This is a genomic window from Reichenbachiella sp. 5M10 (assembly GCF_002742335.1).
In the GTDB taxonomy this organism is placed as follows: Bacteria; Bacteroidota; Bacteroidia; order Cytophagales; family Cyclobacteriaceae; genus Reichenbachiella.
Genome location: NZ_MDGR01000007.1, coordinates 4,023,762 through 4,048,628, shown reverse-complemented (window position 1 = coordinate 4,048,628; position 24,867 = coordinate 4,023,762). Strand labels below are relative to the sequence as shown.

General features: G+C 47.0%; 23 protein-coding genes. 15 read left to right on the top strand and 8 right to left on the bottom strand.

All coding sequences use genetic code 11. The features are described 5' to 3' along the window. Positions 1 to 52 precede the first annotated feature (52 nt). Complete coding sequence (locus BFP72_RS16435; RefSeq protein ID WP_221406531.1) at positions 53 to 394, top strand: hypothetical protein; 342 nt, start codon at positions 53 to 55, stop codon at positions 392 to 394. 148 nt (positions 395 to 542) lie between these two features. Here the strand turns inward: BFP72_RS16435 and purB are convergent, their stop codons facing one another. Beyond that, a complete protein-coding gene (gene purB / locus BFP72_RS16430) occupies positions 543 to 1,898 on the bottom strand; it encodes an adenylosuccinate lyase (protein ID WP_099600171.1) in 1,356 nt (451 codons plus the stop codon). A gap of 205 nt (positions 1,899 to 2,103) precedes the next feature. Between purB and BFP72_RS16425 the strand changes: the two genes are divergently transcribed. The 7 genes from BFP72_RS16425 to BFP72_RS16395 all read left to right on the top strand — a co-directional run bounded on the left by BFP72_RS16425 (position 2,104) and on the right by BFP72_RS16395 (position 14,042). Further along, a complete protein-coding gene (locus BFP72_RS16425) occupies positions 2,104 to 3,774 on the top strand; it encodes a DUF6377 domain-containing protein (protein WP_073123808.1) in 1,671 nt (556 codons plus the stop codon). A gap of 255 nt (positions 3,775 to 4,029) precedes the next feature. After that, positions 4,030 to 6,990 (top strand): TonB-dependent receptor, encoded by a 2,961-nt coding sequence (locus BFP72_RS16420; RefSeq protein ID WP_099600169.1) that lies wholly within the window; start codon positions 4,030 to 4,032, stop codon positions 6,988 to 6,990. Between the two features lie 11 nt (positions 6,991 to 7,001). Further along, the gene (locus tag BFP72_RS16415) at positions 7,002 to 8,486 is read left to right on the top strand and encodes a RagB/SusD family nutrient uptake outer membrane protein (RefSeq protein WP_099600168.1); all 1,485 of its coding nucleotides are present in this window, start codon (positions 7,002 to 7,004) and stop codon (positions 8,484 to 8,486) included. A 115-nt stretch (positions 8,487 to 8,601) separates the two neighbouring features. Beyond that, on the top strand, positions 8,602 to 9,546 hold the full coding sequence (locus BFP72_RS16410) for a PKD domain-containing protein (protein ID WP_158233443.1): 945 nt from the start codon (positions 8,602 to 8,604) through the stop codon (positions 9,544 to 9,546). Positions 9,547 to 9,657: 111 nt separating this feature from the next. Next, positions 9,658 to 11,127 carry a glycoside hydrolase family 30 beta sandwich domain-containing protein gene (locus BFP72_RS16405; protein ID WP_255397242.1) on the top strand — a complete coding sequence of 490 codons (1,470 nt, stop codon included), beginning with the start codon at positions 9,658 to 9,660 and terminating at the stop codon, positions 11,125 to 11,127. After that, positions 11,127 to 12,560: a glycoside hydrolase family 30 beta sandwich domain-containing protein gene (locus BFP72_RS16400; protein WP_221406530.1), complete on the top strand. Its 1,434-nt coding sequence runs from the start codon at positions 11,127 to 11,129 to the stop codon at positions 12,558 to 12,560. The genes BFP72_RS16405 and BFP72_RS16400 overlap by 1 nt, the downstream gene beginning before the upstream one ends. A 6-nt stretch (positions 12,561 to 12,566) precedes the next feature. Next, positions 12,567 to 14,042, top strand: a complete 1,476-nt coding sequence (locus BFP72_RS16395; protein ID WP_099600165.1) for a glycoside hydrolase family 30 beta sandwich domain-containing protein — start codon at positions 12,567 to 12,569, stop codon at positions 14,040 to 14,042. 85 nt (positions 14,043 to 14,127) lie between these two features. Here BFP72_RS16395 and BFP72_RS16390 read toward each other — a convergent pair whose 3' ends face one another. Next, complete coding sequence (locus BFP72_RS16390) at positions 14,128 to 15,048, bottom strand: NAD(P)-dependent oxidoreductase (protein ID WP_099600164.1); 921 nt, start codon at positions 15,046 to 15,048, stop codon at positions 14,128 to 14,130. Between the two features lie 71 nt (positions 15,049 to 15,119). After that, a complete protein-coding gene (locus tag BFP72_RS16385) occupies positions 15,120 to 15,776 on the bottom strand; it encodes a phosphoadenylyl-sulfate reductase (protein ID WP_099600163.1) in 657 nt (218 codons plus the stop codon). A 218-nt stretch (positions 15,777 to 15,994) separates the two neighbouring features. Between BFP72_RS16385 and BFP72_RS16380 the strand changes: the two genes are divergently transcribed. Genes BFP72_RS16380 through BFP72_RS16370 form a run of 3 tightly spaced genes read left to right on the top strand, consistent with a single transcriptional unit; the run spans position 15,995 to position 17,506 of the window. Then, positions 15,995 to 16,402 carry a 6-carboxytetrahydropterin synthase gene (locus BFP72_RS16380; protein ID WP_099600162.1) on the top strand — a complete coding sequence of 136 codons (408 nt, stop codon included), beginning with the start codon at positions 15,995 to 15,997 and terminating at the stop codon, positions 16,400 to 16,402. Continuing rightward, entirely contained in the window at positions 16,383 to 17,060 is a 678-nt protein-coding gene (folE, locus tag BFP72_RS16375) for a GTP cyclohydrolase I FolE (protein ID WP_099600161.1), read from the top strand. The genes BFP72_RS16380 and folE overlap by 20 nt, the downstream gene beginning before the upstream one ends. After that, positions 17,057 to 17,506: a DinB family protein gene (locus BFP72_RS16370; RefSeq protein WP_255397241.1), complete on the top strand. Its 450-nt coding sequence runs from the start codon at positions 17,057 to 17,059 to the stop codon at positions 17,504 to 17,506. The genes folE and BFP72_RS16370 overlap by 4 nt, the downstream gene beginning before the upstream one ends. 7 nt (positions 17,507 to 17,513) lie before the next feature. Here the strand turns inward: BFP72_RS16370 and BFP72_RS16365 are convergent, their stop codons facing one another. Next, entirely contained in the window at positions 17,514 to 18,041 is a 528-nt protein-coding gene (locus BFP72_RS16365; RefSeq protein ID WP_099600160.1) for a hypothetical protein, read from the bottom strand. A 6-nt stretch (positions 18,042 to 18,047) separates the two neighbouring features. Continuing rightward, positions 18,048 to 19,136, bottom strand: coding sequence for an NAD-dependent epimerase/dehydratase family protein (locus BFP72_RS16360; protein ID WP_099600159.1), 1,089 nt, complete (start codon positions 19,134 to 19,136; stop codon positions 18,048 to 18,050). 119 nt (positions 19,137 to 19,255) lie between these two features. Between BFP72_RS16360 and BFP72_RS16355 the strand changes: the two genes are divergently transcribed. Next, positions 19,256 to 19,774: a hypothetical protein gene (locus tag BFP72_RS16355; RefSeq protein WP_099600158.1), complete on the top strand. Its 519-nt coding sequence runs from the start codon at positions 19,256 to 19,258 to the stop codon at positions 19,772 to 19,774. Here BFP72_RS16355 and BFP72_RS16350 read toward each other — a convergent pair whose 3' ends face one another. The 3 genes from BFP72_RS16350 to BFP72_RS16340 form a co-directional block, all read right to left on the bottom strand. Next, complete coding sequence (locus tag BFP72_RS16350) at positions 19,775 to 20,434, bottom strand: LiaI-LiaF-like domain-containing protein (protein WP_099600157.1); 660 nt, start codon at positions 20,432 to 20,434, stop codon at positions 19,775 to 19,777. It abuts the gene before it with no gap. A 144-nt stretch (positions 20,435 to 20,578) separates the two neighbouring features. Further along, on the bottom strand, positions 20,579 to 21,154 hold the full coding sequence (locus BFP72_RS16345; protein ID WP_099600156.1) for a YceI family protein: 576 nt from the start codon (positions 21,152 to 21,154) through the stop codon (positions 20,579 to 20,581). Positions 21,155 to 21,257: 103 nt separating this feature from the next. Further along, positions 21,258 to 21,635 (bottom strand): VOC family protein, encoded by a 378-nt coding sequence (locus BFP72_RS16340; RefSeq protein WP_099600155.1) that lies wholly within the window; start codon positions 21,633 to 21,635, stop codon positions 21,258 to 21,260. Positions 21,636 to 21,819: 184 nt separating this feature from the next. On the opposite strand from BFP72_RS16340, the gene BFP72_RS16335 reads away from it, so the two are divergent. Genes BFP72_RS16335 through BFP72_RS16325 form a run of 3 tightly spaced genes read left to right on the top strand, consistent with a single transcriptional unit; the run spans position 21,820 to position 24,830 of the window. Next, positions 21,820 to 22,020, top strand: coding sequence for a twin-arginine translocase TatA/TatE family subunit (locus BFP72_RS16335; RefSeq protein ID WP_185123734.1), 201 nt, complete (start codon positions 21,820 to 21,822; stop codon positions 22,018 to 22,020). A gap of 3 nt (positions 22,021 to 22,023) precedes the next feature. Further along, positions 22,024 to 23,460, top strand: a complete 1,437-nt coding sequence (gatA, locus tag BFP72_RS16330; protein ID WP_099600154.1) for an Asp-tRNA(Asn)/Glu-tRNA(Gln) amidotransferase subunit GatA — start codon at positions 22,024 to 22,026, stop codon at positions 23,458 to 23,460. 5 nt (positions 23,461 to 23,465) lie between these two features. Then, positions 23,466 to 24,830 (top strand): lytic transglycosylase domain-containing protein, encoded by a 1,365-nt coding sequence (locus tag BFP72_RS16325; protein WP_099600153.1) that lies wholly within the window; start codon positions 23,466 to 23,468, stop codon positions 24,828 to 24,830. Positions 24,831 to 24,867 lie beyond the last annotated feature (37 nt).

The window sequence follows — 24,867 nt, the reverse complement described above, 5'->3', positions numbered from 1 at the left end:
GTCAATTCTATCTGTAGCCGTGATGTCGTCAGTATCACTTAGGGCTCAAGTCATGACGCAGGAAGATATGCCCACACGAAAGGTTGACCGCAAAGTGAAAGAAGATACTCGTAGAAACCAACCGGATCAGTCGAAGTTGAGTTATATCTATGTCGACTCGGGTCGAAGGTTGCTCTATGGTAACCCTTGTGCACTGGAAGTGACACACAACATGGGCTTTGAGTATGTACTGGAGCATCGTCCAGACCAAACAAGCAGAGAGCAATGGAGACGTTTTCAGAACAATCTTTGGGTAAAAACTAAATTGATTTTTACTAAAGGTCCATGGTGGAAGAGTACTGTGAATAAGCGTTTCAAAGAGTGTGCACAAGCGAGTGGTGATTTTCGGGGGTAGACTTTTCTCTTGGATCTTCTCAAAGGTGCCCGTGTATAGTTGTGTTACATATGCCACAATACGCCCTGTTTTTAAACAAAAAAGCAGGAACCTCAACGAAATAGCTCCGCTTTGATTCCTGCTTTGTATCAAATGATTTTTGTTATTCTTACTTCAGCGGGTTGATACCTGTGTAGTTGAATGGAGTAATTTTTTTCATTTGCGTTTTGAGTGCGTCACTGATTTCCAGTCCATCGATGAAGACCTTGAGGCTTTCTTGAGTGATCTCTTGGTTGCCTCTGGTGAGCGCTTTGAGCGCCTCGTATGGCTCTGGGTATGCTTCGCGTCTGAGGATAGTCTGAATGGCCTCCGAAACGACCGCCCAGTTTTGATCGAGATCATACTCGATATTGGCTTGATTGAGCTCTAATTTCCCTATCCCTTTTTCGAGAGACTTGAGGGCGATGAAACCATGACCAACTGGGACACCGACATTGCGGAGTACAGTAGAGTCTGTCAGATCTCGTTGTAGGCGTGAGATCGGTAGCTTTGCAGAGAGATATTCGTAGAGCGCATTGGCGATACCGAGGTTGCCTTCGGCATTTTCAAAGTCAATCGGATTGACTTTGTGAGGCATAGCCGATGATCCGACCTCTCCTTTTACGATCTTTTGTTTGAAGTAGCCCATCGAGATGTATTGCCAGATGTCACGGGCAAAATCGATGAGGATGGTGTTGATTCTTTTGAGGTTGTCAAACAGGGCAGCCATGTCGTCGTAGTGTTCGATCTGAGTGGTGGGGTAGCTGCGTCTGAGTCCGAGGGTGTTGTCTACGAAATTGTTGGCAAACTTGATCCAATCGATTTCGGGATAGGCGATGTGGTGCGCGTTCATGTTGCCAGTCGCTCCGCCAAATTTGGCACCATAGCGCACTGAGTCGAGCATGTTGACCTGCTGGGTCAGGCGCTCATGAAACACGAGGATTTCTTTGCCTAGCAAAGTAGGGGAAGCGGGCTGACCGTGTGTTTTGGCGAGCATAGGGATGTCTTTCCATGCTTCGGCCATGTCCATGAGCAGTGCTTCGATTTGATTGAGCGCTGGGATGTACTCGCTCTCGATGGCGTGCTTGAGTTGTAGTGGGATCGCCGTGTTGTTGATGTCCTGAGAGGTCAACCCAAAGTGGATGAATTCCTTGTAAGGCTCTAGTCCGAGTGTGTCGAATCTTTTTTTGATGAAGTACTCTACGGCTTTGACGTCATGATTGGTAGTGCTTTCAATCTTTTTGATCTCTAGTGCATCTGCTTCAGAAAACTCCACGACGATCTGGCGAAGCTTGCCATATACGCTTGCGTCTACACTCTCCAATTGTGGCAATGGGTGCTGACATAGCGCGATGAAATATTCGATCTCTACGTGTACTCTGTATTTGATCAACCCAAACTCGGAGAAAAACTCGGCAAGGTCTGCGGTGTGTCTTCTGTATCGGCCGTCTACTGGCGAAATAGCTGTCAATGCATTCAATTCCATCGTCTATGTATCTAATTGTGAGGCGCAAAATTAGCCAATATATGCTACTTATGCATCCGTGCGGTCAAGATTATTGGGTAGGCCAAAGTGTCTTGGAGGTCTGTCATTCGGCAAAATACGAAGAGCGATGAAGGGATCGCTGTGTTATCTCATCGAATTGTGTAATTTCGTTCCCTATTGATTTGAAAAATTATTATCATTCTCCATGCATAGGTTATTAGGGTTGATGTTGCTGTTGGTGGTTTCGAATGGTGTCTTTGCCGCAAAGCTAGACTCACTGCTCGATGTGCTCGATCAGGAGCTCGCCAAACGACCACTCTATGAGGAGCGCCGGGAGCTGAAGATCAACAGCATCAAAAGCCTCATGGATGACCCTACACTCACCGAAGCAGACCGCTACCACATCGATGTGCAGTTGATTCGGGAGTATGCCGCGTACAATTTTGACTCGGCACTCGCCTATATCAAAAGGAATTTAGAGATCGGTAGTCGTCTGCACAATGCTGCCTTCGAGGGGCAATCCGAGCTATATCTTGCCAAACTACTCGCACATTCGGGCAGCTATATGGAGGCGATTGAGATCCTGCAAAAAGTAGCTCCTGACAAACTGGATGAGTATTCGCTCAAAATGTACTATGTCGTCTACCGAAAAGTGTATGAGGATCTCCATTTCTACTCGCGCATCGAGTCCAACATCGTCATGTACCGTGAAAAGCTTGACAGTTATACGGATTCGTTGCTTAGGCATGTGGACGAGGGGTCGGATTTGTATTTGGACATTCAAGAAAAGGAATACCGTGATTCCCGTCAAATGGAGAAGTGCTTAGAAATCAACACGCGCCGAATGCAAATGGTAGAGATGGCGACTGCTGGGTACTCGTTGGTGGCGTTTCAGCGCTCACTGATCCATCAGATCAACGGCAATCGCGAGGAGCAGAAGGTTTATTTGGCGCTATCGGCGATCTCAGATATCCGTGCTGCGATCAAAGACAATGCTTCGCTGACTCAGTTGGCACAGTTGCTCTATGAAGATCACCAGATCGAGCGTGCCTATCGATACATCAAGTTCTCGTTTCAGGATGCGGAATTTTTCAACTCAAGACTGCGCTTTATTGAGATTTCTAACATTTTCCCGTTGATTACGGCGGCCTATCAAAAGCGCATTGACCAGCAGAATACTAAGCTTCGTTACATGCTATTGCTGATCAGTTTGCTCTCGGTGGGATTAGCCGTGATGGTGTTCATGATTTTCAGACAGGTCAAAAAGGTGCGTAAAGGCCGCAATGACCTGAGCAGAGCCAACCTCAGTCTCCAAAAGCTCAACGACGAACTCAAGTATGCCAATGATCAGCTCAATAGCCTCAACGGTCAACTTGTCGAGACCGATAGTATCAAGGAGCAATACATCGCCAACTTCCTCAACATCTGTTCGGACTTCATCGACAAGTTGGACAACTACCGTCGCATGGTGCGCAAGATGATTACCAGTCGAAAATTTGAGGAGCTGCTCCAGACGACCAGTTCGCCTGAGCTGATAGACCGAGAACTCAAGCAATTTTATGCGACTTTCGACAGTACCTTTCTCAATATCTACCCGGATTTTGTCAACCGTGTCAACGAACTCCTGCTGGAGGATGAGCGCATAGAGCTCAAATCGGGAGAGCTCCTCAACACCGAGCTGCGCATCTTCGCTTTGATTAGGTTGGGGATTCATGATAGTTCGCAGATCTCTAAATTGCTACGCTACTCTGTCAACACCATCTACAACTACCGTGTCAAAGTCAAGAACAAATCGGCGGGTCCCCGCGAGGAGTTCGAAGAGCAGATCATGAAGATCAGCGCACTCGTCCGTGGTGCGGGTAGCGAAAACAATTGATTCAATTTAGAGGTAGACTGGGCGTTCCTAGTATTATCGTTGCTTTTCCTTCACTGAGGGTTCTCCATATCTATCCACTTTTTTGACGGCACTGGTTTGTTTTAACTATTTGGTAATCAAACTATAAGTGGTTTTGTAGACTTCATTTCGTCCACTTCTTTACTACTCACCTTGGCGATTGGTTCTGGATCTTTCTTGGTTTACATATTCCTAAAAATGGGAACATGATTATTTCAAAAGACGAATGAACAACGCATGAAACACATTGACAAGATTAGATTATATGCTTGCGTGTTGGTAGTATTTCTACTGACACAAAGCGTCGCGATGGCACAGCAGAGTACTGTGGTGGGCCAAGTGACAGATGAATTTGCAGAGCCGATACCGGGCGCGACGATTCAGCTCGTCGGGACAACTACCGGAGCGGTGACGGACATAGACGGGAGGTTTTCGATCACCTATGATTTTTCCCCGACGGATCAGTTGGTGGTGAGCTCTTTGGGCTACTTGAGTCAGACTGTATCAGTGGGCAATCAATCCAGTTTCCAATTTGCGCTGGTAGAAGATGTCGTCAGTTTAGAGGAGATCGTGGTGGTAGGCTATGGGACGCAGGAGAAAAAGGACGTGACAGGATCCATCGCTGTAGTGGGTGACGAAGACATGAGCCTACGCCCCAACTCTCAGATCGGATCACTCATCCAAGGAAAAGCAGCGGGAGTGCAAGTGATGTCCAGTAGTGGGAAACCTTCTCAAGGACTCAACCTTAGAATCCGTGGAACCAACTCCATCAATGCGGGCAGTGAACCTCTCTACGTGGTGGACGGAGTACCCACGACTGACACCCGTTCGATCAATCCTGCAGATGTAGAATCTATTTCGATCCTAAAGGACGCTTCGTCGGCAGCCATATATGGGGCGCAAGGAGCAAATGGGGTAGTACTGATCACGACCAAACGAGGTACAACTGACAATGCACAAATCAATTTCAATGCCTACGGTGGTTTTGCCCAAGTATGGAAAAAAATGGATGTGCTGGGCAGCAGAGATTACATCGAGCTGATGCAGGAGATGGGCCAAAATACGGATTGGTCACAGTATACCGAAAACACGGACTGGCAGGATGAGGTATTCCAGCGCGGGGTATCACAGAACTATCAATTGTCGATATCTGGCAAGGACGAAAAGACGAACTACTACATCTCGGGTGGATGGACGGATCAAAAAGGAGCCGTACGTACTTCGGAGATGAGTCGAACCAATTTCAAAGTCAACTTAGACCATGAGGTGAGTGATTGGCTCAAGGTCGGAACACGTGTAGCCTATACGCTCTACTCCGATGTAGATGTGACAGACAACCAAGCCGTGAATTCGGGGGGAGTATTGCTTGGGGCATTGTCGACTCCATCGATCATTGGGATTTACAACCCAGACGGCAGCTTCACGAGCAACCCGTTCCAGAACTGGGAAAACCCACTTGCGAGTACCGATGGATCGGATAGAAAATACCGCAACCAACGTTTGATTGGAAATACCTATGCGGAGATCTCTTTTCTCAAAAACTTTAAGTTCAGGAGCAACATCGGTCTGGATCATAACAATGACATCTACGACTACTTTTTGAATCCTTATTTGACGAGCTATGGACGAGCATTGAATGGGCGTGCCGAAAACAACACGAACAAAAATCAGTATTACATTCTCGACAATACGCTATCCTACACCAAAGACATCGGGAAGAGCAGAGTGGAAGTACTGGTCGGAGCGGTACAGCAAAAATTCACTTGGGAATACAACAAGGTGGTGACTCAGAATTTTTCGAGTGATGGAATACAAACACCCAATGTGGGTTCGCAGATCATCGAGGCTACCGCGACCAAGTCGGAGAAGGCCAATCAGTCTTACCTCAGTAGAGTACACTACGAGTACAATGACAAGTATTTGTTGACAGCCAATTTTCGGGTCGATGGATCTAGTGTTTTTGGCCCTGAGAATCGCTGGGGATATTTCCCATCGGTATCAGGGGGATGGAGAATCTCCGAGGAGAGCTTTCTCGAAGGGATTTCTACCATCAGTGATTTGAAAATCCGTGCAGGATGGGGTATCGTAGGAAACGACCAGCTAAGTGGCGACAATCGCTACTCTTATCTTGGGTTGATTGGAGGAGGTGCCAACTATCCCATCGGAGGAGTGACTCAGCCAGGGACTTATCCAGCCTCGATCAGTAACAATACGCTCAAATGGGAGGAGTCGCAGCAGACCAATATCGGTGTGGATCTAGGCTTGTGGAACAACCGAGTGACGTTGACGGCAGATGCTTACCGCAAGACCACCACTGACCTATTGCTCAATGCTCCGCTGCCCCGATCCACGGGTTTTGACAATGCCATCCAAAACATTGGAGAATTGCAAAACCAAGGGTTAGAGTTTGTTGTCAGTACAGTTAATCTTGACAAAGACTTCAAATGGAATACGGATTTCAACATTTCATTCAATCAAAACAAAGTAATCGATATCGTTGGGCAAGAGATTTTTGACGGGGCTGTTGCAGGTCGTGGTGAAGCCAGTTTGGTTCGTGAAGGGGAGTCACTCGGTACTTTGTATGGTTATGTGTATGGAGGGGTGGATCCACAGACAGGGGATGCTTACTACCTAGATCAGAATGGAGAGAGCACTTTCACACCTACGGCGGACGACCGTCGTATCATTGGTCATGCCAATCCAGACTTCCTCTACGGGATGACCAATACACTGAGCTACAAGGGGCTCACCTTGCTCGTGTTCTTGCAAGGATCCTATGGCAATGACATCCTGAATGCATCGCGCATTGATATCGAGGGCATGACCGATCCTAAGAATCAATCCACGGCGGTACTGGATAGATGGAGACAACCAGGAGATGTGACGGATATTCCGAGAGCAACTTGGGGCAATACCGATAACTCTCGAATCTCTACTCGATTCATCGAGGATGCATCATACCTGAGAGTCAAAACCGTGACGCTAGGCTATGATTTGCCATCGTCACTCTTGTCCAAGGCCAACATCAAAGGACTGAAGGTTTATGTCACAGGTGAAAACCTCTTCACATTCACGGGTTATTCAGGTTTTGATCCAGAGGTCAATGCCTTTGGGTATAGCAACACTGCCCAGGGGATAGACTATGGTACCTATCCACAGACCCGCAATTTCATCGCTGGACTTAACCTCACTTTCTAAAATCGCTACCCATGAAAAAAATAAATGTAAAGATAAATATAGCCCTAAGCATGGCACTTGGTCTGTGCTTGGTGGCCTGTGATGATTTTTTGGACTTGGAGCCGATCTCTCAAGAGACGACCGAAGTAGGCTATGACAATGCTGGCCAGATCGAGGCAGCTTTGGTTGGCGCATACGAGTCCTTTCAGTCTTCAGATTATTATGCTTGGGACAAGATCTTGTTTCAAGATGTGCGCTCCGACAATCATTACGCAGGAGGAGACAACCCAGAGATTTTTCAATTGGACTGGTTGACGGTGACGCCTACTAACTCACGTCTGTTGACCAACTGGTCCAACATCTACAATGCCATTGCGAAAGCAAATGTGGTACTCGAAAGAGCACCTTTGGTAGAAGACCCACAGCTGACAGAGGAGCGCAGAGAGCAGATACTCGGGGAGGCGTATTTCTTACGTGCATATCATTATTATACACTAGTGACGACTTGGGGACAGGTACCGCTGGTGACGGAATTTGTCAAATCTACGGACCCTGATGTCATTCGTCCGGAGAAGTCTACAGAGGATGAAGTCTACGACCAAATCTTGTCAGATCTCACAATGGCGATCTCAATGCTGCCAGACACCTATGGCTCAGATGCGAGTGTCAACAAGGCACGAGCGACTGCTGGTGCTGCCAATGCCTTAGCCGCCAAGGCGGCATTGCAACGTCCGACGCCTGATTATCAAGCGGCACTGGATTATATCCTAGCGGTGGAGAGCAGTTCAGCCAATTACACACTGATTGACTATGCAGACTTGTTTGATGGGGCACACTACAACAATGCCGAGTCCATCCTGGAGGTGCAATATATCGGAGCACCTGAGGCGACTTGGGGACCACAGATGCATTTGCCTCCATCGATATCGGGAGATACTTGGAGGAAATTTACTACGCCTTCGCACAACCTCATCGATGCTTATGCTGCTGAGGGCGATGTGATTCGTAGAGATGCGACTGTACTGTTTGAGTCTGTCAATTGGGTGGATGAGTACTGGGGCAATGCCGTGGGCAGCTCGATTCCATTCGCTTATAAGTGGAAGCATGCCGATGGTTGGGCGAGTACAGACCGTCTGTACTTGCTCCGTCTAGGGGATGTGGTTTTGCTCAAAGCAGAGGCGCTCACAGGTCTCAATCGACTGGGTGATGCAGCAACTGAGGTCAACCGCATTCGGTCGAGGGTGAACTTACCAAATCTGACGGTCGCAGATCAGGCGAGTCAAGCTAGTATGAGACAGGCGATATTGGACGAAAGAAGGTTGGAGTTGGCACAAGAAGGTCAGCGCTGGGATGATCTCGTGCGCTTTGATCAGGTCGTATCGGTGATGAATAACCTGGTGGAAATCGATTTGCGTACGGGGCAGCCAGTTGAGTACAACATGGATGAGAGCAAGATTTTCGTACCGATTCCACAGGAAGAATTGGATAGAAATCCAAACCTGACACCCAACGAATAATTAAAATACTTCTGTCCAGATTGATAGCATGAAAGTCGGGATGGAAAACATAGGGGAAAGCCCGTTTGCCGACCCATGGTACATTTTATCAAATCAATTTTTAACAACTATAATTATGAAAAGACTATTTAGAAATTACAGTTATTTGGCGGCACTTCTCGTAGCGCCTGTGATTCTCAGCTCATGCGGAGAGGATAGCAAAGAAGACAAAACTGTGGATGCGCCTTTGGCGGGCTTCACACTCGAAGTGAACGAAGAGAATACGATGATGATCTCTGTGACCAATACGTCCATAGGAGGAGAAAGCTATGCTTGGGATTTTGGAGATGATTCAGACATTGTTACTTCTGCCAATGCTGAGCATACCTATACAGAGAGTGGTACCTATACAGTCACCTTGACAACTACCAATGAGGGAGGCAGTGATGATGCGACCCAAGAAGTGAAAGTGTCAGGGTTCGGCCCCAATCTCGTAGCAAGTGGAGACATGTCTGATGCGTCAGCATGGACATCCGCAGCACTGTGGACAGCTGATGACAACATCACGGAAGCGGCGTTTGTTGATGAGACTTTCATGTTCAAAAACGCGACGGATGATATGGACAAGGTTTACCAGTATTCGAACCATATCTTGTATCAGAAGGTGGCCTTGACAGCAGACAAAACCTATAAGTTCTCTGCCAATATCAGCAGTACGACAGGCAATGACGGCACGTGGTTCGAGGTATATTTCCTACATGAATCACCTGATTCAGAAGATATCATCAATAAGCCAGGGTCGCAAGTTGCACTCAAAGCCTACGGAGAAGGCGAAGATTGTCTCAAAGGTGCTTTTGATGGAGACATCATGGAAATCGCACAGGGGTGTACTGCTGCGAATGCTTACACTCAGTCGTTGGATGCTAGTGGTGAGTTTACTCTGCCCGCAGACAGTTTGACGGAGGATGGCTCGATCTATTTGCTTTTCAAAGCTGGTTCGGGATGGGCCTCAGATGAAGAAGTCTCTCCATTTGGTGAGGGCATGCACCTCGACAATGTGGAGATCAAGGAAGTATTATAATAAACAGGTTGAAAGCCGTTTGATCGGTTAGTGAATAAGTACAACATGAGCAGGTGAACTAGATTCACCTGCTCATCACTCCTGAATCGTAGGGTTCAGCAAATAACTCAAATGATGAATAGAAAAGTATGGATAGCAGTGCTGTGGGGAATGTGTTTGTGTTTACTCAATTGCGCAGAAAGTGACGACACTGTCGCACCACCTCCTCCAGTAGTCGAGCCTCCAGAGACAAACCTGCCCGAGGTGATGGTGTATTTGACCAAGGCCAATGAGTCGGTCAAGTTTGCTCAACAAGAGGGTTTAGTCGAAGCGGCAGTAGCCAATGCAAGTATCAACTTGACGATTAATCCAGAGATTGGCTACCAAGACATCGATGGTTTTGGGTTTGCCCTGACAGGTGGTAGTGCACAGCACATCAGCCAAATGAGTGATGCGGCACAGGATGACTTGCTCCAAGAGCTATTTGGAACAGAAGGGGATGGGATTGGCATCTCATATTTGCGCATTAGCATTGGAGCGTCGGATTTGGATGCTTCTGTGTTTTCTTACAATGATCTCCCGCAGGGAGAAACAGACATGGATCAGCTGCAGTTTTCGATCGAACCAGATCGAGCGGTTTTGATCCCGCTGCTCAAAAAAATATTGGAGATCAAACCAGACCTCAAGTTGATGGCAACCCCTTGGTCTCCTCCTGTGTGGATGAAAACCAATGGCGCATCCAAAGGCGGTCGGTTGCTTACCGAATACTATGATTCGTACGCGCTTTATTTGGTCAAGTATCTACAGGCTATGGAGGCAGAAGGGATCACGATAGAGACGATATCCGTTCAAAATGAACCCCTACATGGCGGCAACAACCCGAGCATGGAGATGTCTGCGGACGAGCAAAACGAGTTCATCAAAAGCAGCTTGGGGCCTCTCTTTGCTGCACATGATATTTCGACGAAAGTCGTTCTCTACGATCACAATGCAGACATGACGAGTTATCCGATCTCGATACTCGATGACGAGGAAACACGACAATATGTCGATGGTTCAGGGTTTCACCTCTATGCAGGCGATATCTCTGCCCTATCCTCGGTGCACAATAGTCACCCGGACAAGAACATATATTTCACCGAACAGTGGTTCGGTGCGCCAGGCAACTTCTCAGGAGACTTGCAGTGGCACATACGAGAGATCATCATTGGAGCGACGCGCAACTGGAGCCGCAACGTGATCGAGTGGAATCTATCGTCAGCGCCCAACCTACAGCCGCACACCGATGGGGGATGTACGGCATGCTTGGGAGGGATAGAAATCAGCGGCAATACAGTGTCGCGCAAAGCGGGTTACTATGTGATTGCCCATGCGTCGAAGTTTGTCGTGCCAGGATCGACACGTATCTCGTCCAATTATACTGGTGAGATTCCTAACGTGAGTTTTCTAACGCCTGAAGGGCAGATAGTCCTACTCGCCCTCAACAATACCGACGCTTACAAAACTTTCAATATGACTCAGGGCGAGCTGTCCTTTTCTGCTTCGTTGGATGCGGGGGCTGTGGCGACATTCGTCTGGGATCCAAACCAAACGATAGAATAATGAATCGAGTACTTACCTATTGCTGTGGTCTGATGCTAGCGGCGTGTGGAGCCAAAGACAGCCAAGAGATCTCAGATAATCAGACACAATCTCTTCATGTAGAACCCGTCGTACAAGTGTACGTGACTGATGCGAGTCGAGAGCGCCAGTTGGAAGAGTCCTCGGATTTGCTAGGCGAACCACGACTCGATGCTGATGTGCATGTGTTCGTAGAGCCAACACAAATGTATCAGCAGATGGAGGGGTTTGGCTTTGCGTTGACGGGAGGGAGTGTTTATCACCTCAGTCAGATGAACGAACAGGCACAGTCAGATTTGCTACAGGAGCTGTTTGGTGTCGGTACCAATGACATAGGCGTGTCGTATCTACGCATCAGTATTGCCGCATCGGACTTGGATGCAGAGGTGTACTCGTACAACGACCTGCCAGCAGGCGAAACGGATCTGATGCAGGAAAATTTCTCGATAGAGCGAGAGAGAGAACTGTTGATCCCTATGCTCAAAAAAATACAGGCGATCAATCCTGATATCAAAATCATGGCAAGTCCATGGTCACCTCCTGTCTGGATGAAAACCAATGGATCGAGTATTGGAGGCCATCTAAAGGAAGAATATTACGATTCCTATGCACTTTATTTGACTAAATACTTTCAAGCCATGGAGGCGGAAGGAATCACCATCGAGACGATGACCATCCAAAACGAACCCTTGCACCCTGGCAACAATCCGAGTATGAGCATGGAGCCGGAGGAGCAGGCCAATTTCATCGAGCGGAGTCTCGGACCTGCATTCACAGAAAAGGGGATCAAGACCAAGATTGTTTTGTATGATCACAATGCGGATCGACCGGATTATCCGATTTCAATTTTGGATCGTCCCGAGGTGCGAAAGTATGTAGCAGGGTCGGCGTTTCATATGTATGGTGGGAGTATAGCGGCACTGTCTGATGTACATAGTGCGCATCCAGACAAGGGACTCTACTTCACTGAGCAGTGGTTTGGCGCGCCCGGCAATTTCCCTGAAGATCTGAAATGGCATGTCCGTGAATTGATGATTGGTGCTCCGCGCAATTGGAGTCGTAGTGTCATCGAGTGGAACCTATCGTCTGCTCCTGATCTACAGCCACATACTGACGGAGGGTGTAGCCAATGTCTCGGAGGGATCACCATCGATGGCGATGAGGTGACCCGCAACGCTGGCTACTACTCGATTGGACATGCCTCGAAGTTCGTCCGACCAGGAGCGAAGCGCATCGCGTCCAACGCACCCGATGAGTTGCCAAATGTGGCGTTCTTGACTCCAGAGAATCAAATTGTGTTGTTGGCAATCAACAATACCGATACGAAACAAATATGTAACATCACCCAAGGAGAACAATCCTTCTCGGCAGTCTTGGAGGCTGGGAGTACGGCGACTTTCATTTGGGACAATTAGAAATTTATGATTCAGAATAAAATAGCATTCGTTGCATGGGGGCTAGGGCTGCTGGTGAGCTGCAGTGCCCCACAGTCTCCTGTAGAAGAAGTAGTTCCCGAAACAATACAACCAATAAAAGAGCTGAGTACAGCGACGATCTACACGACGGCCCGAGGTACAGACTTGAGACTGACGCGGACCGGTACGAAGACTTTTGGTCCGGGAGAGCAACCTTTGGAGACACAGATATCTGTTTTTGTCAATCCCGACAAGACCTTTCAGGAGTTGGTAGGGATAGGAGGAGCAGTGACGGATGCTTCGGCGGAGGTTTTCGCAGGACTCTCAGCGGACAAGCAGGAGGAGTTGCTGTCTGCGTACTATTCCCAAGAGGGTATTGGGTACAGTTTGCTTCGTACGACAATTCATAGCAGTGATTTTGGATCTGGATCGTACACCTACATCGAAGAGGGAGACACGGCTCTTGCGACTTTTTCGATAGAGCATGACCGAGCCTACCGACTGCCGATGATCAAAAGAGCGATTACAGAAGCGGGAGGTTCATTGCTGACCTATGTGAGTCCATGGAGCCCTCCAGCATTCATGAAGACCACTGGACGTATGCTTCAAGGAGGCTCGCTACTTCCTGAGTTTGCTCCTGCTTGGGCGAGATATTATGCCAAGTTCATCAAAGCATATGAGGCGGAAGAAGTGCCGATCTGGGGCCTGACGATACAAAACGAGCCCATGGCTACTCAAACCTGGGAATCGTGTATCTATACAGCAGAGCAAGAGCGTGACTTCTTGAAGAATCACCTCGGGCCGACCTTGGCGAGCGAAGGGCTGGGGGACAAGAACATCATCGTATGGGATCACAATCGTGACCTCATCACACAGCGAGCCAATACCATTTTTGGCGATCCCGAAGCGGCCAAGTATGCTTGGGGCATAGGGTTTCACTGGTACGAGACATGGACAGGTAGCGAGCCCAACTTCGAGAATTTGAGACGAGTCAAGGAGTCCTACCCAGACAAACAGCTGATGTTCACCGAAGGCTGCAACGAAAAATTCGATCCTGCGAAGTACCAGTATTGGCCAAATGCCGAGCGATACGGCAAGTCAATGATCAACGATTTCAATCGTGGCACAGCGGGTTGGACAGATTGGAATATTCTGCTGGATGACAAAGGAGGGCCGAACCACGTGGGTAATTTCTGTTTTGCGCCGATACATGCAGACAGCCAAACGGGCGACTTGATCTATACGCCATCCTACTACTATATTGGGCACTTTTCGAAGTATATCAAGCCAGGGGCTAAGCGGGTGAGCACCGTAGCGAGTCGCACCTCGCTCATGGCGACCACCTTTGTCAACGAAGATGGGAGCTACGCGACCGTAGTGATGAACGAGACGGACGAGGCGATAGACTATCAGTGCTTCGTAGGGACGCAAGTGATTGAGGCGAGTATTCCTGCGCGAGCGATTCAGACCTTGAGGTACTGAGTGCGAGAGTAGTTGCGAAACAAAAAGAGCCGCTACCTAAGATCAGTCTTGGGTAGCGGCTCTTTGCGCATCTGCTCGGTTGATATTAGTAACTAAAGCTATTGAGGAACTCGATCATTTGGTCTTTGAAGGACTCCTCTTCTCCGTATGGAATGTATTGCTTCAACTTCTGTTCAGCACTGACCAGCTGTTGGTTGTAGTTGTTTTGCTGATTGATGAACAGGAATTCGAGTTCTGGCTTGAGTTCTTTCAGTACATCGACGATATCGAGTACGGACATGTTGCGTTCGGACACGTTGTAGGTGTCTGCAGGGATGTCAGTCACCGCGATTTGCTCCAGTATGTCAGCGATCGAACTGATGTGAATGAAGGCACGCTGTTGGTTGCCGCTACCGTGGATAGAAAGTCTACCATCAAAGTTCGCCTCGAAGACAAATCGATTGATCACCGCATCGAATCGCATGCTACGGCTGTAGCCATAGACGTTTCCACATCGGAGGATGATCGGATTATGTGCTTTGTTGAGGCGCTTGACGTGCTCTTCGCCGCGCTGCTTAGAGATTGCATAGAAGGAGGCAGGGTTTACATCATGCCCTTCGGTGATTGGCTCATCCGAAAATCCATACACACCCATGCTACTGAGGTAGACGAATTTTTTCACGTCACTTTCTTCGATCGCATAGGTCAGCTCGGCAGTGCCCCAGTTGTTGATCTGCTCGTAGAAGTGTAAGTTGACATTGGCAAAGGGAGAAGTAGCCTTGGCAGCCAAGTGGAATACAACGTCCACGCCTTTGAGTGCGTTTTTGAGCGTGCGCGAATCCAACAGGTCTCCTTTGATGAATTCGATCGATTCTCCATGGATGAATTTGTCTCCCAAGAAGAGGTTGTAATTGCCACGCATCAGGTTGTCATAGACGATGATTTTGTCTATCTGTTTGTTGGCGCTCAATTTTTTGATCAATCTGGTGCCGATATATCCCGCACCTCCAGTTACTAATACTTTCATCTCAGTGTATGTCCAGTTCTCTCTGGATTATATGATTAAATAGCGCAGCACGGCAAGCGTGCTGCGTTGGATTATTTACTTACTAGTTCGGTGTGGAGTCCACATTCCGTTTTGTTCATGCCGTACCACCGTGCTTCACGCTCCATCATTTCGAGGCTTGGCTTGCGGGTACAAGGTTCACAACCGATACTGCTGTAGCCTACCGCATCGAGCGGATGGCGCGGCAAATCATGCTCTTTGATGTAGTCAAAGATCATCTTGTTGGTCCACTCCAGCATGGGATGAAAACGCACGGTGTTCATCTTGGAGGGTTCTTCGACACGCATCTTGGCACGGTTGGCATTTTGATCACGACGGATGCCGTTGATCCAGATGTCATAGTCCGAGAGGAGCTTGTCCATAGGCTGTACCTTGTTGTAGTAGCAACATCTGTCTGGATCCGAAGCGAATAGCAGTTTGCCTTCTGCATCTTTTTGGATGCTCTTGGGCACGTCGGGTTTGATGTCTTTGATGGTGATACCAAAGGCATCCGCTAGCTGGTCCTTGTACTCAATCGTTTCAGGAAACAAGAATCCTGTATTCAGACAGTATACTGGTATCGATTTGTCAATTCTACTCAACAAGTGGAGCAAAACGATACTGTGTGTCTGAAACGAGGAGGTGGTAAAGAGCTTTCGCCCGTCCTCCTGATACTTGATTATGCTACTTTTGATCTCTTCAAAATCCATATATTGCAGGACAATTTATTAAAAAACGAAGTTAGTACAGTTTGGATAAACTGATCTTATAAAAGTCTCGTTAACGCAGAATAATCTGATTTAGATGAAGATTATTGAATTTTTCTACTGAAGAATTGTTTAGAAAGTAAGATCAGCATTGAATTGTCGTCAGATTTGCAAAAATTTGTCAGTTCAATCCAAACGCCAAAATTTCCAAATCACGTAGCATGAAAACAGCTGTCATTCGAGAAGAACATTTTAATGCAGCGCATCGTTTGCATAATTCAGCCTGGTCGGATCAGCAAAACCAAGAGATTTTTGGGAAGTGCAATAATCCGAACTACCATGGGCACAATTATGAACTGCACGTGAAACTGATCGGAGAGATCGATCCTGAGACAGGCTATGTCTACGACATCAAGATCCTCAGCGACATGATCAAACGTCTCGTTGTAGATCGTTTTGATCACAAAAATTTGAATTTGGATGTAGCGGAGTTCAAGGACTTGAACCCGACGGCCGAAAATATTGTAGTTGTCATTTATGATTTGTTGAGAGAGGAGATTGACGAAAAGTATGACATAAAAATTCAATTGTATGAAATAAAAAGAAACTATGTCGAATACCCCGCTTGACAATGATGATATACTAGACGATCACGTTGCATCGTCTTACGATACGCCACTCAGACCAGATGCTTTCGAGATGGACGATGAGCTCAAAAAGGAGCTGATCGCAAAGCATTTCAAAGAAATCATGCAAATCCTCGGGATGGACCTGACAGACGACAGTCTAGCAGGTACACCGCGTCGAGTGGCCAAGATGTATGTAGAGGAGGTTTTCAGTGGGTTGAATCCCAAAAACAAGCCCAAAGCACGTCTGTTCGAAAATAAGTTTGGTTACAACCAAATGCTAGTAGAAAAGGATATCACGTTCTACTCACATTGTGAGCACCATTTTGTGCCAATCTATGGCAAGGCGCACGTGGCATATATCTCCAGTGGTGAGGTGATTGGCTTGTCCAAGATCAACCGCATCGTGCAGTACTACTCCAAGCGCCCACAGGTGCAGGAGCGACTCACTGTACAGATCGCCAACGAACTCCGCAAGGTGCTCAAAACCGAGGATGTCGGGGTGGTGATAGATGCCAACCACATGTGCGTGTCTTCGAGGGGAGTAGGCGATACCAACAGCAAGACGGGCACCGCCCACTTTAGTGGGAAGTTCCTAGAGGAGAAGTACAAAAACGAATTCCTCAACTACATCAATTCACCAGGAAACGGAATGGTATGAGTACGAGTATAGAGACAATGAAAGAAGTGTTTGCTTTGAACTTCGATAGACTAGAGACAGAGCTCAAAGCATACGAGAATGAATCTGATCTTTGGCTCTTGAAGCCTGGTATTGGCAATTCGGCGGGTACTTTGGCACTGCACCTTTGTGGCAATGCCCAGCATTTTTTCGGAGCGATGATTGGCGAGACGGGTTATGTCCGTGACCGAGAGGCTGAGTTTGCTCGGCGGAATGTTCCTCTCAAGGAGATTCTAGAAGAGATCAAAGCGGCGGAAAAGGCATTTGAGGCAGGGATGTCAAAATTGACGGAGGAGCAGCTAAGTCGGCCCTTTCCTGTCGAAGTATTTGGACATCCCATGACCTATACGTTTTTCTTGCTACGACTTCTTGGTCACTTCGATTATCACCTTGGTCAGATCAACTACCATAGGCGGTTGATGACTTAGCCCGTTGTTATTTGTTGCTGATGTGAGAAAATCCCATCAAGGAAGCCAAGTAGGGGTTTTCTTTTAAGATTTTATTGGCTTTGCTGACACTGGTATATCCATAGCCTACCCCCATGAGTACCAATATTTTCCAGAGTAGGCCGGTGATTAGATAGCCAGGGTTGATGAGTAGGAGCGCCAGGTAATATAGGATGATGAGTGCCAGAGGAACCAGTAAGGCAATTTTGGGCTTCTTGAAGGTGAAAAATCCAAAGCCAATGAATAGGACTCCAATGATGGCGCTGGTGAGCGTCACACTCGAAGTGGAGTTCATCAAAGGCGTGAAAGGAACCAAGACATAAAACCCTCCTAGCCCAAAGAGGATATTTCTTGCCGTTTTTAGTTTTTTGATGGATTCTTCTACGTCACTTTTTTGTCTGATTTGTTTAGAGAAGAATATGCCTTGTACTTCTTCTGTCCCATGTATTGGGAACTCGCATGTCGGGCACAGAGCCGTTTCTTGGCCTACTTCATTCTTACAGTTTTTGCAGTGCATGTGTTGTCATTTTAACAGATTGTTATCCAAGATGAATTGTAACATTCCTACTGCGGCCTCCTCTATTGGCTTGTAGGTGATGCCTAGTTCGTGTCTGCTTTTGCTGTTGTTGATTTGGAGTTTTTTGCCTACGTTTTCTAGGACGTACTTGCGTGTAAATCCTTTGGTGAAACCAAAGAAGTAGAGCATTCTACGAGACAACGTTTTGGTGGCAAAGCGAAACTCTTCTCCGAATTTTTTTTGCAAACTTTGAGATAATTTTAGCATGGAATAGACCTCACTTGAGAGGATGAATCTGCCTTGGGAATATTCGTCTTGAGCAGCGAATATGTGTGCTTGGGCTACATCACGCACGTCGACATAGGCATGGTTGAGATCGGGGACCCCCGAATCAAAAGTGCCGTCGGCTAAACTACGAATGAAGTCAATGCTGCCTGACTGGCTGTATGCAGTGAGCGAGGGGCCGACGCATAAGGCAGGGTTGAGTGTGGCTAGTGACCAGCGGGATTGGGCATCATGGATGCGCCATGCCTCGCGTTCTGCGACGGTTTTTGCAAATCCGAGTGGTTGATATTTGAGGTTGGAGGTTTTGTTCCAACTGGTCTCATCAAAGGACACAGCCTCTAGTCCGTTGATGTCGGTGGCATCTCCATAGACCGCTGACAGGGCACTGGTAAAGACTACTTTGCGCACAGAATGCGCATGATTGACTGCTCGCAAGACGTTTCTTGTTCCTTCGAGTGAGGGGTCGATGAGTTCTTTTTGTGGGTTTTTGACTCCCGAAAGAAGATAGGGCGAAGCAGTATGAAAGACGATGTTGCAGCCTGACATACAGCTCTTGAATGCCTCTGGATCGAGCAAGTCCGCTTGGAAGATTTCGAGACTCCCTTTGGATTGCTCGGCAATCTTGGTGAGATGACGGTACTTGTCCTCTGCATCCATGTCTCGAACAGTGATGCGGACCTTGTAGCCATCCTCGAGTAGAAACTTGACGAGCCAAGAGGCCATATAGCCTGCTCCCCCCGTGACCAAGACGGGGTAGTCTCTTCCAAGTATATTAGGGTTGGTCTCCTCTATCTCTGAGCTCGCATACATAGCTTCTAAAATAGTGACTATTCTGATGGAAATAAAATGGGTGCTTGAAAATCCGTATTAATTCGGAGGAAGTGAGGTCTATACGGGTTCGTTAGCTTTTCAATACTTAAATTTGCCGTATGAATCGAATCGTAGCTCTTTGTTTTTTATTGACCTCTTGTTCGGCTTTCGAAGGGAAGCAAAAGACAAATGTCAATGAGATCATTAAAACCCAAGAAATCAGACAACTCAATCATGCTGAAATCATCATCGCGGCGGAGCAATATGGTGCGCAGACGTATGCCCAAATCGACGAAGCATACCGTAGCGGACAGATCGATTGTGCCGATGCTGTGGCGCATGCTGATCAGACGATAGCAAGATTAGCCACAGAGATGGAGGGGCAGATAGTATTGGGTTTTGAACAAGGGGATTTTACCTCCAAGCAAGAAAAAGACCTTTTGGAAGCGTATCAGTACAACCAAGAAAATGCTGTGCAGAGTCAACCCTCGATACAGATGATGGATGACAAATATGCACTGTATACCGTCCCTTTCGCTAGGGAGGACTCTGTCTACAGCCATTGTGTCCCAGATACGGTAGTGGGAATGTGGAGTTTGGTTTTGCCGATCAAGACCGTGATCAACCACTTGGATTGATCAGCCGATCAATTCGATTCCTCCAAAGAGTACCAACCCTTTGACCGTGAGTACATTACCAAAGTATTCGGTAGGTTTGTGGATACGTTTGTCTTTGAAGCCCCCAAATACAGTAGTCGCTTCGTAGTTGACTACCCAGTCGTTGGGGATGAATAGCTTGACGGACCCAAAGGTGGTAAAGGAATCAAGGATGGCTTTGCCGTCTTCAAGAGAGGACTGTCTTAGATCCAGTTCTACCCCACCAAAGATTGTGGTGATTTTACCCCCTGCGAAATGCTTGCTTTGGACGGATTGGTTTGTCCCTCCGAGTATTGCGAGGTGATCGATGCTGTCTGTGTTCTCCTTATATATTTTTCCGGTTCGACTTTTGAAAAAAAAACTGAGTCCTAGCGCAATGAGAATCACAGGCCAATATTGTCTAAAACTGATGTCAAAATAATCAGGTAGCCACAGCACTAGTCCAATTGTAATGAGTAAGATGCCGCCACGTTGGTTACCAGTAGCGAGCTGAAAAACCCCAACAACCACTAGGATCATCTGCCAAGTAAATAGATAGTGTGGTACAGAAAATGAGAAGATCTGGAGGTTGTCAAGCAGAAATAGGATTCCGATGACGACTAACATAATGCCTAGAGAGGCGCGGCGATTGCTGTGATTCATAAGGTCTCAATTTAGACGTCTAATGTAACCAAAACCTCGATTTATCTGGGATTTTGGATCGGCAATTTCAGAAGATATCGAAAAAGGGCATAAAAAAACCCTACCGGTAGAGTAGGGTTCGAGGGTTAATGTGTCCTAGATTTTTTATTTGGTAGACACTAAGGTCACTTCGAGAGTGAACTTGTCATCGATGGCTTTGTCTCCTAAGTTGTCAAAGAAACTGCCTGACCCGTATCGGATGCCAAACTTCGTGCGATCCAAGGTGATGACCGCTGTGGCTGTGATTTTGTCACCTGCCACAGCTAGTTGTGCTGGGAAGTTGACAGTTTCTGTTTTGCCTTTGATGGTGATATTGCCAGTCACGTCATAGCTGTTGGAGCCTGTTTTCTTCACTTTGGTGATTTTAAAGGTAGACGTTGGGTATTTCTCTACTCCGAAAAAGTCATCTGACTTCAAGTGGCCGTCGAGCTTGTCCTTATACTCGCCTTCTAAGTCAGTCGTATTGATAGAGGTCATGTCGGCGGTGAAGGATCCCCCTTTCAATTCCGTTCCTTTGAGGACCAGAGAGGACTCCGTGAGTGTCACGGTGCCTTCGTGTTTGCCCGTTACTTTGGAAGCCTTCCATACAACGGTACTTTCAGTGACGTCAGCAGCAGGTGTGTGATTTTTTTCTCCTGCGAGGGTGACGAATGTCAATAGTGCTAATAGTGTGTTCAACATGGTTATTTATTTTGAATATGATTTTATTTTTTTAAACGTATCAACATTAAATGTTACAACGACAATACGCAGTGTTCCGGAAATAGTTGTTAAAAAGGTAAAATTAATTGATTCTCCACGGTGGATTTTTGCGGTTGTCCCCGGCATGGTACAAAATGATCCAATGACCATCTGGGTCTTGGAGTCGAGCTTCTCTCCATAGCCATTCTTGATCGGTCGGTGCTGTGGCAAATTGCACGCCTGCTGAGAGTAATCGTTTGTACTCCGCATCGACATCTTTGCACTCGAAGTAGATCGTAGTGCCGACATATTGAGCGGGTTGTTCCTCTTGATGAATCGAAAACGTACTGTCTCCCGCGGGGCATACAAAGCGAACATAGCGAGGAGCCGAATCGACAATCAGTTGCAAACCCAGTTGTTTGTAGAATACTACCGATCGAGCGACATCTGTGGACGAGATTGTGATTTGATTTAGGTTCATCCCTGAGTTTTTATGTTACGATTGTGCTTACGCTAAAGTACACCATAGAGGTTGCACAAGACGACAGAGGCGATTGATTCGATAGGTCGGCAATAGCCACAACAAAATTTGGGCGCTACATCTATCTTGAATCTATTTGCCTATCTTTGTGGCTAAATTGCTGTAGAATAAAGCTATAATATATATGATACATTCAGTATTGGCATTTGGGATGCCTGGAGGTTGGGAACTAGTGATTATCGTGCTAGTAATCGTCCTATTGTTTGGAGCGAAAAAAATCCCTGAATTGGCGAAAGGTTTAGGGAGAGGTATCAGAGAGTTCAAGGACGCTTCGAAAGAGATCAAAGACGAAATAGAAGACGGTATCAAGGAAGATAAGAAATAAGATTTGAAGAGTTATCATTCATTGTCTCAGGTCAGGTCTGACATAGCATCTGGGACCCTTACTTGCATAGATTTAGTCAAAGGTTATTTGTCCAATATCGAGCAAGCCAACCCAGAGCTCAATGCGTTGACAGAAGTCTACGATCAGGAAGCACTTGCACAAGCGGCTGTCGTGCAGGAAAAAATCAATAGCAGTAAGGCAGGGCGATTGGCAGGGATGGTGATTACCATCAAAGACGTCTACTGTCATGATGGTCATTCCCTACAGTGCGGTAGCAAAATCTTAGAAAACTTCAAGTCCCAGTTTACAGCTACTTCGATTCAGCGATTGTTAGATGAAGATGCGATCATTATTGGTCGCAACAATTGCGACGAATTTGCGATGGGTTCATCCAACGAAAATTCTGTTTTTGGTCCTGTCAAAAACGCAATAGGAGAAAATAAAGTGCCAGGGGGATCTTCTGGAGGTTCGGCAGTAGCGGTACAGGCAGAGATGTGTTTGGTGTCGATCGGGTCGGATACTGGGGGGTCAGTGCGACAACCGGCATCTTATTGTGGTGTGATTGGATTCAAACCGAGCTATGGGCGCATATCAAGGCATGGATTGACAGCTTATGCCAGTTCGTTTGATTGTGTCGGAGTGTTGGCTCAGTCAGTCGACGACACGGCACTTGTATTAGAAGTCATGTCTGGTGCCGATGAGTACGACCATACGGTGAGCCATCAGCGTGTACCTGCATATTCCAAAGCTCCCGAATGGGCCGAGAAATTCAGGGTGGTGTCGTTTGACAACATCAACACTCACGAGGCATTGGCTCCAGCTGTCAAGAAGTCGGTGGACCAAGTATTTGCTAAAATCGAATCGTCAGGCAATACCATACACAAGATGAATTTTGAGTACCTCAAGTATGTATTGCCAACCTACTATATCTTGACCACTGCGGAAGCCAGTGCCAATTTGTCTCGATTCGACGGGGTGAGATACGGTTATCGCAGTGAGAAGGCCAAGGATCTCGACTCGATGTACAAAAAGACACGGACGGAAGGTTTTGGAGAAGAAGTCATCAAGCGAATATTACTGGGGACTTACGTCCTCAGTGAGGGTTTTTACGATGCGTATTATACCAAAGCGCAGAAGGTACGTAGATTGATTCGCGATGAAACCAAAAAGCTCTTTGCCGACAATGATTTCATTATTATGCCGACGGCTCCTACGCCGGCTTTTGACTTGAATAGCCACGATAGAGACCCTATAGAGATGTATTTGGAGGATATATTCACTGTACAGGCTTCTTTGGCCGGTTTGCCTTCGATTTCTTTGCCGAATGGCACGGACGAAAACGGAATGCCTATCGGAATTCAAGTAATTGGGAATTCGTTTGAAGAAGAGAAATTATTATCTTTCTCTAAATATTTGCAAGACCATATATTAGAAACATAGGCAGTATGAAGGGTAGACGCTACATAACGATTTTCTGTTTGATCGGTTTTTGGAGTACATCCAATGCACAGGAAAACGGCGTGGATGCCTTGCCCGATATCAGCTACGAGCTCGTCGAAGATCGTATGTCATGCCTCCAAAAGGAGTTGCCTCTCGTGTTCAACGAAAAGGTGTTTTCATTCATAGATTATTTCACTGTTCGCAACAGAGAGTATACCAAGGGAGTGTTGTCGAGGACAAATTTTTACTTCCCCATCTTTGAGAAGGAACTAGCAGAACGCGGCATGCCTGATGAGCTGAAATATCTGGCAATCATAGAGTCGGGACTCAATCCCAATGCTGTGTCTAGAGTAGGGGCAGGAGGTTTATGGCAGTTTATGCCAGCGACGGGGCAGCACTACAAGTTGGATCAGTCCTGGTACATTGATGAGCGCATGAATCCGTGGGAATCTACTGCAGCAGCGGTGCGCTACCTGGGTGTATTGTACAGCATGTTTGACGATTGGGAGCTGGCCTTGGCTGCTTACAATACTGGCCCCGGCAATGTGCGCAAAGCCATTCGTCGATCCGGATATAAGAAAAGCTTTTGGGATGTGTACAACTATTTGCCTCGTGAGACGAGATCGTATGTGCCACAGCTGGTAGCGATGATATATGTAGTCAACTATGCGGAGGAACACAATCTAGTAGATTTGGATTCGGATCAGCAATACCTGATGGCATATGACACAGTGCATGTCAGTGATTATGTGCATCTCGAGACTTTTGCAACGCAAGCTAGCATGTGTTTAGATGAGTTGCTACGACTCAATCCACAAGTGATCCGTGGAGCGATCCCAGAGGGTACAAAAAACTACCCTCTGAAAGTGCCAGTGGATCTAGTAGACTCGATACGTCTGCACAAAGTGGCTTTGCTCGATACAGCAAGCAAAGTAGGCCGCAAGGAGCTGGAATATATGGCACGAAATACGCCAGGGTCTACTTACGGTAGAGAGAGACAGGTGTATCGTGTACGCAGCGGGGATGTATTGGGGTCGATAGCAGAGCGGTATCACGTCCGAGTGTCAGACATCAAACGATGGAATAACCTGAATAGTAACATGATTCGAGTTGGTCAGCGACTGAATATCTACGTCATGCCTTACTACAACCAAAGTACAAAAGATGCTTATGCTGCACAGCCTACATCTACTCCCAGTACGGAGCAGAAAACAGTGCCTGGAGGCAAATATCACCTGGTCCAATCGGGAGACTCTCTTTGGAGTATCTCCAAACAATACGATGACCTCTCTATCGAAAAATTGAAAAAGCTCAACAACCTCACAACGTCTAGTATTAAACCTGGACAAAAGTTATTGATCAACATGTAAATTGTTGATCTTCGACTTTGTAGCTTTACTGTTCTTC